Source organism: Leifsonia sp. NPDC058194 (assembly GCF_042883605.1).
Classification (GTDB): domain Bacteria; phylum Actinomycetota; class Actinomycetes; order Actinomycetales; family Microbacteriaceae; genus Leifsonia.
Map to the genome: position 1 here is coordinate 165,096 of NZ_JBHVVL010000003.1, position 12,344 is coordinate 177,439.

Annotated in this window: 13 protein-coding genes; 8 read left to right on the forward strand and 5 right to left on the reverse strand. The window is 71.7% G+C overall.

Annotated elements, in window-relative coordinates:
• Positions 1 to 117: 117 nt before the first annotated feature.
• Positions 118 to 1,188 carry an ATP-dependent DNA ligase gene (locus ACFVU2_RS12960; protein WP_387874833.1) on the forward strand — a complete coding sequence of 357 codons (1,071 nt, stop codon included), beginning with the start codon at positions 118 to 120 and terminating at the stop codon, positions 1,186 to 1,188.
• A gap of 13 nt (positions 1,189 to 1,201) precedes the next feature.
• On the opposite strand, the gene ligD is transcribed toward ACFVU2_RS12960, so the two are convergent.
• Positions 1,202 to 2,221 (reverse strand): non-homologous end-joining DNA ligase, encoded by a 1,020-nt coding sequence (gene ligD, locus ACFVU2_RS12965; protein WP_387874836.1) that lies wholly within the window; start codon positions 2,219 to 2,221, stop codon positions 1,202 to 1,204.
• Between the two features lie 142 nt (positions 2,222 to 2,363).
• Here ligD and ACFVU2_RS12970 point away from each other — a divergent pair, with 142 nt between their 5' ends.
• Positions 2,364 to 3,059, forward strand: coding sequence for an endonuclease/exonuclease/phosphatase family protein (locus tag ACFVU2_RS12970; RefSeq protein WP_387874838.1), 696 nt, complete (start codon positions 2,364 to 2,366; stop codon positions 3,057 to 3,059).
• A 73-nt stretch (positions 3,060 to 3,132) separates the two neighbouring features.
• Positions 3,133 to 4,602: a lipase maturation factor family protein gene (locus ACFVU2_RS12975; protein ID WP_387874840.1), complete on the forward strand. Its 1,470-nt coding sequence runs from the start codon at positions 3,133 to 3,135 to the stop codon at positions 4,600 to 4,602.
• Positions 4,603 to 4,608: 6 nt separating this feature from the next.
• Here the strand turns inward: ACFVU2_RS12975 and ACFVU2_RS12980 are convergent, their stop codons facing one another.
• Together ACFVU2_RS12980 and ACFVU2_RS12985 are read right to left on the reverse strand one after the other, a co-directional pair.
• Positions 4,609 to 5,241, reverse strand: coding sequence for a hypothetical protein (locus tag ACFVU2_RS12980; RefSeq protein ID WP_387874842.1), 633 nt, complete (start codon positions 5,239 to 5,241; stop codon positions 4,609 to 4,611).
• Between the two features lie 106 nt (positions 5,242 to 5,347).
• A complete protein-coding gene (locus ACFVU2_RS12985) occupies positions 5,348 to 5,749 on the reverse strand; it encodes a hypothetical protein (RefSeq protein ID WP_387874845.1) in 402 nt (133 codons plus the stop codon).
• Positions 5,750 to 5,860: 111 nt separating this feature from the next.
• Here ACFVU2_RS12985 and ACFVU2_RS12990 point away from each other — a divergent pair, with 111 nt between their 5' ends.
• The 5 genes from ACFVU2_RS12990 to ACFVU2_RS13010 all read left to right on the forward strand — a co-directional run bounded on the left by ACFVU2_RS12990 (position 5,861) and on the right by ACFVU2_RS13010 (position 10,320).
• Positions 5,861 to 6,163 (forward strand): DUF1905 domain-containing protein, encoded by a 303-nt coding sequence (locus ACFVU2_RS12990; RefSeq protein ID WP_387874847.1) that lies wholly within the window; start codon positions 5,861 to 5,863, stop codon positions 6,161 to 6,163.
• Between the two features lie 82 nt (positions 6,164 to 6,245).
• Positions 6,246 to 6,956: an IclR family transcriptional regulator gene (locus ACFVU2_RS12995; protein WP_387874849.1), complete on the forward strand. Its 711-nt coding sequence runs from the start codon at positions 6,246 to 6,248 to the stop codon at positions 6,954 to 6,956.
• 164 nt (positions 6,957 to 7,120) lie between these two features.
• Complete coding sequence (locus ACFVU2_RS13000) at positions 7,121 to 7,948, forward strand: MoaF C-terminal domain-containing protein (RefSeq protein ID WP_387874851.1); 828 nt, start codon at positions 7,121 to 7,123, stop codon at positions 7,946 to 7,948.
• Complete coding sequence (locus ACFVU2_RS13005) at positions 7,945 to 9,654, forward strand: amidohydrolase (protein ID WP_387874852.1); 1,710 nt, start codon at positions 7,945 to 7,947, stop codon at positions 9,652 to 9,654. The genes ACFVU2_RS13000 and ACFVU2_RS13005 overlap by 4 nt, the downstream gene beginning before the upstream one ends.
• A gap of 72 nt (positions 9,655 to 9,726) precedes the next feature.
• A complete protein-coding gene (locus tag ACFVU2_RS13010) occupies positions 9,727 to 10,320 on the forward strand; it encodes a TetR/AcrR family transcriptional regulator (protein ID WP_387874854.1) in 594 nt (197 codons plus the stop codon).
• On the opposite strand, the gene ACFVU2_RS13015 is transcribed toward ACFVU2_RS13010, so the two are convergent.
• Together ACFVU2_RS13015 and ACFVU2_RS13020 are read right to left on the reverse strand one after the other, a co-directional pair.
• Positions 10,307 to 11,242 (reverse strand): MBL fold metallo-hydrolase, encoded by a 936-nt coding sequence (locus ACFVU2_RS13015; protein ID WP_387874857.1) that lies wholly within the window; start codon positions 11,240 to 11,242, stop codon positions 10,307 to 10,309. The genes ACFVU2_RS13010 and ACFVU2_RS13015 overlap by 14 nt on opposite strands.
• Before the next feature lie 20 nt (positions 11,243 to 11,262).
• On the reverse strand, positions 11,263 to 12,258 hold the full coding sequence (locus ACFVU2_RS13020) for a methyltransferase (RefSeq protein ID WP_387874860.1): 996 nt from the start codon (positions 12,256 to 12,258) through the stop codon (positions 11,263 to 11,265).
• Positions 12,259 to 12,344: the final 86 nt, after the last annotated feature.

Genomic DNA, 12,344 nt, shown 5'->3' on the forward strand with positions numbered 1-12,344 from the left:
CTCGTGTTCGAGTATAGGGCAGGCTTACCTAACCTCAACCCCGCGGCCCGCACCTCGAAGCCGACGCCCAGACTGCGCGCCCTTCCGCCGCCGCTGTCCGCGCGGGATGATCGAGGCATGCGCCCCACACCGGAGTCCCCCGTCGCGCCGATGCTCGCCAAAGCCGTGCCGGCGGTCCCCGACCCCGGCACCGTGGACGGCGGCCTCAGCTACGAACCCAAATGGGACGGCTTCCGGGCGATCGTCTACGCGGAACCGGGCGACGGCGACGCGATCGGGACGGTCGAGATCGGCAGCCGCGGCTCCAAGATGCTCACACGCTACTTCCCCGACCTGGTCGACGCGTTCCGGCGGCTGCTCCCCGGGCCGTGCGTGCTCGACGGCGAGATCGTCGTCCCCACCGGCGAACCCGGGCGTCAACGCCTCGACTGGGAGGCGCTCTCCCAGCGCATCCACCCCGCCGCCAGCCGCGTGAAGCTGCTCGCCGAGCAGACACCCGCGACCTTCATCGCGTTCGACCTCATCGCACTCGGCGACGAATCGTACCTCGACCGGCCCTTCAGCGAGCGCCGAGCCGCTCTCGAGGGGTTCGCCGCGGCGCTGCCCGCACCGATCGCCCTCACCCGCACGACGACCGACGTGGAGCTCGCCCGGCGCTGGCTGGTCGAATTCGAGGGCGCCGGGCTCGACGGGGTCGTCGCGAAGCCGCTGGCGGGGCCGTACTCCCCGAACAAGCGAACGCTGCTGAAGATCAAGCATCACCGCACCGCCGACGTCGTCGTGCTCGGCTACCGCATCCACGCCAGCGGGCGCGGCGTCGGATCCCTGCTCCTCGGCCTGTACGACTCCGACGGTTCACTGCGCAACGTCGGCGGGGTCTCCGCGTTCACCGACGCCACCCGGCTCGCGCTCATCGACGAGCTGGAGCCGCTGGTCGAACGCGACGACACCGGGGCGGCCGTCACCGGCGAGACGGAGCGCAGCCGATTCTCCGCCGGCAAGGACGTCTCGTTCGTGCGGTTGCGCCCCGAGCGCGTGCTGGAGGTGCGCTACGACCAGATGGAGGGCATGCGCTTCCGTCACACGGCGCAATTCGAACGCTGGCGTCCCGACCGCGAGGCGCGATCCTGCACCTTCGATCAGCTCGACCGCCCCGTGGCCTACGACCTCGGCGACGTGCTCACCTGAGACCTGCCGCCCCTCAGGACTTCTTCGCGCGGCTCGGCTGCACGCGCGGCGGCTCCCCCGGCATCTTCGGATAGTCCGGAGGGAAGGGCAGCTCGCCGAGGCCCGCGTCGAGGTCGCGCTGCCACCAGTCCAGCAGCACGTCGATCCGGCCCGGATCGTCGCCGAAGCGCTCCCACGGGTCGCCGACGGTCGCCAGCCGGTCGGGCACGGTGAGCACGGTGAATCCGCGCGGATCGACGCCCGGGAGCTCGTCCCACGTGATCGGAGTGGAGACGGGGGCGTGCGCCAGCGCCCGCGGACTGTACGCACCCGCCATCGTGCGGTCGCGGTTCGCCTGGTTGAAGTCGACGAAGATCTTCTCGCCGCGCTCCTCCTTCCACCACGCGGTCGTCACGGTGTCCGGCAGGCGCCGCTCCAATTCGCGCGCGGCCGCGATCACCGCATGCCGCACGTCGAGGAACTCGCGGACCGGCTCGATGGGTGCGAAGACGTGCAGCCCACGGTTGCCCGAGGTCTTCACGAAGGCGTCCAGCCCGGCCTCGCGGAGCACCGCGCGCAGCTCGATCGCCGCCGGGATCGCGTCCGCGAACTCCGTTCCGGGCTGCGGGTCGAGGTCGATGCGCAGCTGGTCGGGGTTGTCGGAGTCCTCTGCGCGCGACGGCCACGGGTGGAAGACGACCGTGTTCATCTGCGCCGCCCAGACCGCGGCGGCCGGCTCGTCGATGACCAGCTGCGGATGCGAGCGGGCGCTGGGATACACGACCATCACCGACCGGACGTAGTCCGGGGCGCCGCGCGGCGGGTTCTTGGAGAAGAACTGCTCGCCGTCGATGCCCTCGGGAAAGCGCTGCAGCGAGACGGGACGGTCCCCGTTCGCCCGGACGAACGCGTCGCCCACCGTCACCAGGTAGTTCGCCAGATCGAGCTTCGTGATGCCGAGCTCGGGCCAGAGCACCCGGCCGGGGCTCGAGATGCGCACCTCCCGGTCGCCGCTCGGGCCCGGGACGGTGAGGATGACCGCGTCGCCTGCCATGGGTCCACCGTACCGCCCGAACTCCCGATGACCAGGGTGTGAATTCCATGTGGGATGCGGCCCGCCCCCCGGCGCCGGGCCGGAGTTGGGCCAGAATGACTAGCGCGTCCGACCGCGCCCCCTCGACTGGCCGGACCACGAGATGAGGTGCATCGCCCTGAGGATCATCAGCTACAACCTCCGCAAGCACGCCGCCGGGCACGAGCTGGCGGACATCGCCCTGACCCACGACGTGGACGCCCTGTGCCTGCAGGAGGCGGACACCGAGATCCTCCCCGACCGCCTCCACCACCTGAGCCTCGCCGACGCGACGCGGGCCAACCGCCTCGGCCTCGCCGTCTATGTGCGCGACGACCGCTACGAGATCCTGAACACCCAGGTCTTCGCCGTCCGCAAGTCCCTGCACGACCGCGTGCTCGCCCCCGCGCACGAGCGTCTGCTCGCCGTGCACCTGCGCGACCGCGACAGCGGCGACAACGTGCTGGTCGGCTCGTTCCACGCGGCCCCGCTGACCGCCTCCAACTCCCTGCGCCGCAAGCAGATCGCCGCCGCCCACGAGGGGATGCGCTCGCTCGCCCCCGACACCCCGGCGATCATGGTCGGCGACTTCAACTACCCGTGGTTCATCAACGGCCTCGAACGCAGCCTGACCACGAGCGGGTACACCCTGATGCGCAGCACCGAGCCGACCTACCTGCGGTACAAGTTCTTCACCGGCTACTTCGACTTCGTCACCTCCACCGGCTTCGACATCGAGCGCGTCGACGTGCTGCCTCCGGGCGCCTCCGACCACCGCGCGATCAGCCTGGATGCCGCCCGCCGCCTGAACGCCGCCTGACCGCCGCCCCCGGACTCCTCCACCGATTGAACCGCCTGCCGGTTCGAGAGTACGAAGGAGCGGGAGGTGCCGGATGGATGTGCTCGGCTGGCTCGCGGGCGGCGACTACACGATCGCCCGCGAGATCCTGCAGCGCGGTGTGGCGCTGCTCTACGTCGTCGCTTTCGTCTCGGCGCTCAACCAGTTCCCCGCCCTGCTCGGCGAACACGGGCTGCTGCCCGCACCGCGGTTCCTGAGGTCGGCCTACGGACGGGCACAGCCGACGCTCTTCCGCCTGCAGCGCTCCGGGCGCCCGATCTACACCGACCGGCTGCTCCGCGTCGTCGCGGTGACGGGAACGGCCCTGTCGGCGCTCGTCGTGCTCGGCGTGCTCCAGCTGACGCCGAGCTGGGTGTTCGTCCCCGTGTTCCTGGTCGTCTGGTTCCTGTACCTCTCGATCGTGAACATCGGGCAGACCTTCTACGGCTTCGGCTGGGAGAGCCTCCTGTGCGAGGCCGGTTTCACGGTCGCCTTCCTCGGGTCGGCCGACACCGCGCCGCCGATCACGATCATCCTGCTGCTGCGCTGGCTCGTGTTCCGCCTGGAGTTCGGCGCGGGCATGATCAAGATGCGCGGCGACCGCGTCTGGCGCGATCTGACCGCCCTGTACTACCACCACGAGACCCAGCCGATGCCGAACCCGCTCAGCCGCACGGCGCACCTGCTGCCGAAGTGGTTCCACCGCGTCGAGGTGCTCGGCAATCACGTGGCGCAGCTCGCGGTGCCCTGGCTGCTCTTCCTGCCCCAACCGGTCGCCGCGGGCGCGGCGGCGATCGTGGTGCTCACCCAGCTGTGGCTGGTCGCCACCGGCAACTTCGCGTGGCTGAACGCCATCACCATCGTGCTGGCGTTCTCGGCGGTGAGCGATGGGGTGTGGAGCTGGGCGCTGTCGTGGGCGGACGGCGGCGCTCACCTCGGCGGGCTCGGCGCCGAGTCCGTTGCGCCCGGGTACGCGGTGGTCGCCCTGGTGGTCACGGCCGGGCTGGTCGCGCTCAGCTGGCCGCCGCTGAAGAACCTGTTCCGCCGCCGCCAGCTGATGAACGCCAGCTTCAACCGCTGGCACCTGGTCAACGCCTACGGCGCGTTCGGCAGCGTGACGCGCGAGCGCTTCGAGGTGACGGTCGAGGGCACGGCGGACGATCCGCAGGACCGGCGAGCGGAGTGGCGTGAGTACGCGTTCAAGGGCAAGCCCGGTGACGTCCGGCGGCTCCCGGCGCAGTTCGCGCCCTACCACCTGCGCCTGGACTGGCTGATGTGGTTCCTCGCGCTCGGGTCACGGGACTCCCCCTGGTTCCAGGTGTTCCTGCTGCGGCTGCTGGAGGCGGACGGCCCGACGCTGAAGCTGCTGCGCACCGATCCGTTCGGTGGTGCGGCGCCCCGGGCGGTCCGCGCGACGATGCACCTCTACCGCTTCACGACCCGGGGCGAGAAACGAGCGACCGGCGACCGCTGGGTGCGGACCGAGGCCGGCACCCTGGTGCCGCCGGTCTCGCTGCGGGGCTGATCCGGGTCAGTACCCGGTCCGCTCCTCCTCCAACTTGGCGAGATCGCGCCAGATGAGCAGTTTGAGCCGTGCCGGCTTCTCGCGCTCGTAGTCGTCGCGCAGCGCCTCCACACCCGAGAGGGCGTCGAGGCCCGCTTCGATCGCCGTGCCGACGTCGTCCCACGCGTCCTGACGGCCGCGCTCGACCAGGGCGAGCAGCTCGTCGTCGGAATCCGCCTTCGCGCGCAGCTGCTGGGCGAGGGCGAGCGCCGCCGACTTGCGCAGGTTCAGGTTGTCGAGATCCACGTCCCGGTAGTCGTGCGGATGGGTGGCGTCCCCGCGCAGGCCCGTCGCGACGGAGAGCTCCTCGTCGATGCGGCCGGCGGCCTGGCCCTGCTCGGAGGCCAGTTCGCGCAGGATGCGCGCCGCTTCGCCGGTGTGCCGCGCGGGATCGAAGTCGTTTCCGTACTGGATGGTGTCGACGACGATGTGGTTCTTGATGGCCATGCGGGTGGCGTATTCCGCCAGGAGCATGCCTTCCTCGACGGACTGGTCCAGGGTCGGCGCGGGCGGGGCGGTCAGCGCCTCCTCGTCGAAGGGCCGGGTGCGCACCGTCTTCTTCTTCGGTGCTCCCCCTCGGAACCAGGTCGACCAGCCCATCGTCTCTTCTGCCCGTCCCTCTCTCGTCGTGCGGGGGCGCCCGCGGACGACGCGGCGACGACGCCCGGATCCATTCTCTCGTGTTCGGGCGCCGCCTGCGGAACGGTCAGGCCGTCGGCTGCCCGGTGAAGAACGCGTTGGCCCGGCGGGTGAACAGCAGCGAGAGGACGATGATCGCCCACAGGATGTCCAGCACCCCGCTGAAGAACTGCAGTGTGAAGAGCAGGAGGACCCCGTTGATCAGGTTGAGGATCATGACGAGCGTGACCAGCGCACGGGAGACCGTGCTGCCGTTCAGCAGGCCGCGCGCCACGATCAGGATCACGATCCCCAGCACGATCGAGACGATCGCGGACGTGGTGACCCCGGCCAGGCCGCCGGCGGTCTGCGCTCCCGGAGCGGACTCGCGCGTGAAGAGCAGGACCACGCCGCCGATGATGTTGAGGATGCCGTTGATGTAGGTCAGGACGGCGACGAACGTCACGGATCCGGGGCGCTTGACGGACATGGGACCTCCTCGGGGCGGATGCGGTGGCGATCCGGTCACGGTCACTGTATCGGCCGCGGTGCGCGCAGCGGGAGGGGGCGGATGTCGGGGGCCCGTGCCAGGGTGGAGGGCATGGCGGGAGTGCGGTACGAGTTCGAGGCAGAGCTGTTCCGGTGGGAGGCCCGGCGCGACCTGTGGGTGTTCGCGCGTCTGCCCGACGACGTGTCGGAGGAGATCCGGCTCCAACCGCATCCCCCGGCCGGCTTCGGCTCGGTGAAGGTGATGATGACGCTCGGCGGATCGCGCTGGTCGACGTCGATCTTCCCGGAGAGCGCCGAGGGCGCGTACATCGTCTCGATCAAAGGTTCCGTGCGTCGCGCGGAGGGGGTCGGGCTCGGCGACCGTGTGCGGCTCGGGGTCGAGACGCTGCTCTGAGGCCCTGCTCTGAGGCCCTGCCCTGAACCGGCCCACCATCGGCCGCGAGTGAGGAAGGGCCTCGATGGGACAGAATGGCTCCATGGATCGACCGGGCGAGCAGAGCGCGCCGCACTCGCAGACGCTCTCGCGCGGCATCCGGCTGCTGGAGATCCTGGCCGAGTCGGAGGATCCGATGACCATCGCGGCCCTCTCCGAGTCGCTCGGGGTGCATCGCTCGATCGCCTACCGCATCCTGCGCACGCTGGAGGACCACGGCCTCGTCGTCCGCGACGCCGCCGGCGCCGTGCAGCTGGGGCCGCGGATGGCCACGCTGGCGCGCGCGGTGTCGCGCGACCTGCAGTCCGCGTCCCTGCCGCAGCTGACCGCGATCGCGAACGACCTCTCGATGACGGCCTTCGTCGCCGTGCTCGACCGGCACGAGGTCGTCACCCTGGTGAGCGTCGAGCCCTCCCACGCCCACGCGACCCTGGTGCAGCGCCCGGGGACCCGGCACCCGCTGGCCTCCGGGGCCCCCGGCATCGCGATCCAGTCCGTGCTCACGGGCTCGCAGTGGCGGGCGCTGCCCGACGAGCACCCGCGCGACGAGGCCGCGGAGGCCCGGCAACGGGGATACGCCACGAGCCACGACGAGGTGATCCCCGGGCTCGCGTCCGTCGCAGTGCCCCTCGTGCTGCCGGACCGCGCCCCCGCCGCTGTCGCCGTCGTGTTCGTGGCCAACGGGCGCGAGGTGGAGGCGGTCGCCGAGCGGCTGCGTCTGGCAGCGCAGGCCATCGCGGCCGAGCTGCGCTGATCTGGCTTGGTCGGGCCTGACCGGACCTGGCCGGGCCGGGCCGCACCGGGCCGCGGCTTGGCGACGCCGGAACGACGGTTGACCGCAGCCGCACATCCGCTCCCCCGCCCTTCCGGCACGGGCGAGCGCCTGCGGATACTGGGCGGACGACGGAAGGAACCGCAATGCCCATCGACGACCTCACCGACACCGCCGCCTGGCTGCCCCTCGACGGGCTCGCGCCCGGCTTCGACGCGAACAAGGCGGAGCACTCGACCGACCTCGCGGGACGCACGGCGACACTCGTCGACGACAGGGGCACGCGGATCGTGCACCGCTTCGCCGAGCACCGGGTCGAGTGGGAGTACGTCCCGGGAGCCGGAGACCCGATCCCGCACACGGAGAGCGCCGACGACTACGAGGCGTTCCTGGTCGACGACGGCCTTTACTTCGTGCAGTTCCACCACGAGTACGACCCGACCGAGGCGGTCTCGCTCGTCCTCGACCTCCACTCGGGCCGGGCGCTCTCCGTGGTGCAGGCGATCGGCGGCGCATTCCCCGGCAACACCGCCGTCAAGCAGCTCTTCGTCCCCTCGGTGATCGAGGAGCTGACGACATCCGGCACGGCCGCCGCCCCCTCCACGACACTGGTCGGGCGCCGGGTGCTGTGGGAGTACAGCACGGAGCACGCCTACGAGCACGTCTACCTCGGGCCGCAGTGGTACACCTGGCAGTGCCTCGCCGGACCCGAGCGCGGGCTGGCCGACACCGACGAGAGCTCGGTGTGGGAGGTGCGGCCCGGGATCCTCGTCTTCTCCTGGCGCGAGAAGGTCATCCCGTGCGCATCGGTGACCATCGCCGATCACCGCGACCAGCGGGCCCTGCGCTCCCACGGCGTCCTCTTCGGGCTCGACGCGAGCGGGGAGCAGCCGACGCACTTCACGTTCGGCGCCCACGGCCGCCTCCTGAGCAACACCGTGCACCCGGCCGCATACGACCCGGCGACGGCGTGAGCGGCGCAGACCCCATCGTCGGCGCAGAACCAATCGTCGGCGCGGACCTCATCGTCACCGGCGGCACCATCTATCCGGTCGACGCCGCGCGCTCCCGGGCCGAGGCGTTCGCCGTGCGCGACGGGCGCATCCTGGCCGTCGGGACGGCGGAGGAGATCGAACGGTTCCGCGACAGCGGGACCCGGACCATCGACCTCGCCGGCGCCTTCGCCATGCCGGGCCTGGTGGATGTCCACAACCACCACGCCCACGCCGGGCGGGCCGAGCTCTTCGAGCTGACCTTCCCGAATACCGCATCCCTCGACGGGATCGTCGACGCGGTACGCGGCCGGGCGGCGACCCTCGGCCCCGACGAGTGGATCGTCGGCAGCAGCTGGGGCACGGGACTCCTCGACACGCTCGGGCGCGCCACGGCGCGACACGCGCTCGACGCCGCGGCCGGGGGCCGTCCCGTGCTCCTGACCGACGACAGCCATCACAACCGCTGGGCGAGCGCCCGCGCCCTCGAACTCGCTGGGATCGATGCCGCGACGCCCGACCCGGAGGGCGGTTCGATCCTCCGCGATCCCGCCACCGGGGAGCCCACGGGCGTGCTGCTCGAGGCCGCGGGGCTGCTCGTGGAGGCGGTGTCCGCCCCCGCGGTGGCGCTGTCGGCCGAACAGGATGTGCGGGCGTCCGCCCGCGGAATCGAGATCCTGCACAGCTACGGCATCACCGCCTTCCAGGACGCCGCCATCTCGCTGCCGCAGATGCGGGCGCTGGCCGCTCTCGACGCCCGCGGCGAGCTCGACGCGTGGGTGGTGTCGTCCATGACCGTCAACGACCAGATCTTCGGGTACGACGAGCTCGGCGACGCGCTCATCGCCCACCGCGACGAGCTCTCCGGCGAACACCACCGGCCGGACTTCGTGAAGATCTTCCTCGACGGGACACCGCCCGCCCGCACCGGCGCCTTCCTCGAGCCGTACCTGCCGGCCGAGGGCGACGATGAGCAGTCCGGGCACGACGACGCCCCCTGGCACGGCGGGACGACCATGCCCGCCGCCGAGCTGCTCGACTGGCTGCGCCGTACCGCCGCCCTCGGCATCTCCGCCAAGATCCACTGCACCGGCGACGCGTCGGTGCGGATGGTGCTGGATGCGGTTGAGGTCGTGCGGTCGGAGGGGCACACCGCGCCGATCTACCAGATCGCGCACGGGCAGTTCATCGCGCCGGAGGACCTCCCCCGCTTCGCGCAGCTCGGGGTGGCCGCCGACATCTCGCCGTTCCTGTGGTTCCCGGGCGTGATCGCCGATGCGCTCGGCACCGTGCGCCCGGCCGCCGAGGTGGCGGGGCTCCAGCCGAACCGGTCGCTGATCGATTCGGGCGCCCTGGTCGCCGGCGGCTCGGACTGGCCGGTGAGCGAGACGCCGAACCCGTGGGAGGGCATCCAGGGGCTGGTCACGCGTGCCGATCCCTCGGGGGTCCGCCCCGGGACGCTCGGACCGGAGCAGGCCATCACACTCGCGGAGGCGATCGAGGTCTTCACCGTCAACGGCGCCCGTGCCATGGGGCTCGGTGACACGACCGGCTCGCTCGCTCCGGGGCTCTCGGCCGACTTCGCCGTCTTCGACGTCGACCCCTTCGCGATCCCGGTCGGCGAGTTGGTGGGGCTGCGGCCGCGGGCGACGTATTTCGCCGGGCGCGCCGTGCACCGTCGGGACTGACCCCATTCCCCTACACTTGTGGACGAACAACGCCGTCTCACGGACGGGTGTTCGACGGACGAGTGGAGGACCATGCCCAAGGTGATCGACCACGATCAGCGCCGCTCCGACATCATCGACGTCACCTGGGGGCTGATCGTCAAGGGCGGCCTCGAGGCGGCGACGATGCGCGAGATCGCCAGCGAGGCGGGATTCGCCAACGGCGCCCTCAAGCACTACTTCCCGGGCAAGGACGAGATCATCCAGGGCACGTACGAGCGTGCGCTCGGCATGATGAGCGGCGGCGTCGAGCAGGCGGTCGGCGGCAAGACCGGCCTCGAGGCGCTGCGCGCGATCGTGGAGGCGTCGGCACCGACCACGCCCGAGGCGATCACCGCCGGGCGCGTGCTCCTGAGCTTCTGGGAGCGTGCTCTCTCGAATGAGGAGCTGCACCAGGCGTACCGCGATCACCTCGTCTCGTGGCGAGCGGGGCTGGCCTCCTACATCGCCCAGGGCCGCGCGGACGGCGACATCGTGACCGCGACGCCGGACGAGCAGCTGGTCGACGAGATCGTGCTGATCAACGCGGGCGCGAACATCATGAGCCTGATCGCCCCCGACCTCTCGACGCCCGCACTCCTCGAGGCGCAGATCGAGGCGTTCTTCCACCGCCTCACCACGCGATAGCCGCGCCCGACCGGACGAACGCGCGGTGCATCGCGGTCTGCGCGAGTGCGGACGCCAAGGTGAAGCCTGCGAGGGCCTCCCATCCTCCCGTCCACGTCAAGGTCGCCGCGACCTCCCAGACGGAGGCTCCGGGCCGCAGACGGAGGGTGGCCTGCACCTGCCGGGCGCGGCGGAGGTGGTGCTCGGCGAGCTCGGCGCAGCGCTCCGCCAGAGTCGGGAACGGCCCTTCGTGGCCGGGCAGCGCCTCCCGGTCGAGCGCGGCGACCCGGCGCAGCGCGGTCAGATAGTCCCCGATCGGGTCGGTCGCGGGCCCACCGAGCCCGAGCCCCGGGTTCACCGTGGGGAGGATGTGGTCGCCGGTGAAGAGGACGCCGCGGTCCTCGTCGTCGAAGCAGAGGTGGCCGGCCGTGTGGCCGGGGGTCCAGAGCGCGCGGACGCGCCGGCCCGGGATGTCGAGCAGCTGACCGTCGGTCAGCACGGCATCCGGAGCGGCGACGCCGTCCACCGGCAGCGCGGGCAGCGCGAGCAGCTCCGCGCGGCGGTCCGCCGGGACGCCCCAGTCGTCGAGGGTCGTCGTCTCCAGACCGGCGGCCCCGTGCGATTCGGCGAGGGCGTCGCGCTCGCGCTCGTGCATCAGGACCGGCGCCCCCGTCGCCGCGCGGAGGGCCGCCGCCGCCCCCGCGTGGTCGGAGTGCAGGTGGGTGACGAGGATCGACGAGACGTCGCCGAGCCGCTTCCCGATCGCGTGGAGGGCGCCATCGATGAGCGCCACGGCGAGCGGACCCGGGGATCCCGGATCGATGACGTGGATGCGGCCCTCCGCATCCTCGAGCAGGTAGCAGAGCGAGAAGGGCAGGCCGCCGCCGGGCATCGGGATGCGCACCAGGTGCACATCGGATCGGATGCTCTCGGGGGCGGCCACGCCCCTCACGCTAGCCGAGCTCAGACGGCCGTCGCGAGGAGGATGCGCGGGCTGCCCGGCAGGGCGACGGTGCGCTCGGGCCGCCAGCCGGCCGCCTCGAGCCACGACCGCACGGTCGCCTCGGGGTACACGACCGTGCCGTCGATGTTGTAGTACTCCCCCGCGTGCAGCGCGTCGATCTTGCGCTGCTGCGGGTCGTCGTCGAGGAAGAAGTCCAGGACGACCAGGGTCGCCCCGGCCGCCGCCGCCGCGCGGGCGTTGGCGAAGATCGCCCGGTTCTGCGCGTCGTCGAAGCGGTGGATGACGTGGTTGACCAGCACGAGGTCGTGCTCGCCGCCCGGCTGGGCCGTCGCGGTGTCGGCTCCCTCGACGGTGCTGCGGTCGCCGTATCCGGCGGCCTCCACCGCCTCGCGCACGGAGTCGACGGAGGCCGGGTCGAACACGAAGCGCACGTGGAGGCCGGGGTTCGCCTTCAGGCCCTCGACCGCGAATGCCGGGCTGAGACCGCCGAGGTCGAGAGCGGAGCGGTACGGGGTGAAGTCGAAGGCGTCGCCCAGCATCGCCGCGTGCAGCTCGTTGTAGCGCATGACACCGGCGAGGAAGTCGCCCCAGCCCGACTCGTCCAGCTCCAGGACGCCCGGGGCGTCGCTGTCGACGGTCGCGTCGTAGCCGAGCCACTGGGTGTAGCTGGTGGTGCCGAGGAAGGCGAGGAACGGCGTCAGGTCGAGTTCGGCGTTCTCGCCGGTGAGGAAGGCGCGGGCGTCGGGCTCGAGGTCGTAGCGGCCGTCGACGCGGGTCAGCAGGCCCTGGGCCGCCATGCTGTCGGCGAGGATGCGCGCCTGACGCGGCGGCACTCCCGTCGCGGCGGCGAGGGCGTCGGCGCCGAGCGGGCCGTCGGTGAGGGCGGCGAACAGGCCGACGCGGCTGGCGGCGAAGAGCTGCTTCGCGCCCATGAAGCCGATCGCGATGTCGACGATGGCTTCGGGCGTCGCAGGACGGGTCGTTGTCACGGTCACGCTCTTTCTGTTGGGGTTCGTGGCCCGCGGCTGCCCGCGGGATCGGGATGACTCTACCGACGGAGACGTTTATTTTCTACTATCAT

Excerpts from the sequence above, each read along its gene's own strand:
- ACFVU2_RS12980 (WP_387874842.1), bottom strand. The coding sequence starts at position 5,241 with ATGGGCTGGTCGACCTGGTTCCGAGGGGGAGCACCGAAGAAGAAGACG.
- ligD (WP_387874836.1), bottom strand. The coding sequence starts at position 2,221 with ATGGCAGGCGACGCGGTCATCCTCACCGTCCCGGGCCCGAGCGGCGAC.
- ACFVU2_RS12995 (WP_387874849.1), top strand. The coding sequence starts at position 6,246 with ATGGATCGACCGGGCGAGCAGAGCGCGCCGCACTCGCAGACGCTCTCG.
- ACFVU2_RS12960 (WP_387874833.1), top strand. The coding sequence starts at position 118 with ATGCGCCCCACACCGGAGTCCCCCGTCGCGCCGATGCTCGCCAAAGCC.
- ACFVU2_RS13000 (WP_387874851.1), top strand. The coding sequence starts at position 7,121 with ATGCCCATCGACGACCTCACCGACACCGCCGCCTGGCTGCCCCTCGAC.
- ACFVU2_RS12975 (WP_387874840.1), top strand. The coding sequence starts at position 3,133 with ATGGATGTGCTCGGCTGGCTCGCGGGCGGCGACTACACGATCGCCCGC.
- ACFVU2_RS12970 (WP_387874838.1), top strand. The coding sequence starts at position 2,364 with ATGAGGTGCATCGCCCTGAGGATCATCAGCTACAACCTCCGCAAGCAC.
- ACFVU2_RS12985 (WP_387874845.1), bottom strand. The coding sequence starts at position 5,749 with ATGTCCGTCAAGCGCCCCGGATCCGTGACGTTCGTCGCCGTCCTGACC.
- ACFVU2_RS12990 (WP_387874847.1), top strand. The coding sequence starts at position 5,861 with ATGGCGGGAGTGCGGTACGAGTTCGAGGCAGAGCTGTTCCGGTGGGAG.
- ACFVU2_RS13010 (WP_387874854.1), top strand. The coding sequence starts at position 9,727 with ATGCCCAAGGTGATCGACCACGATCAGCGCCGCTCCGACATCATCGAC.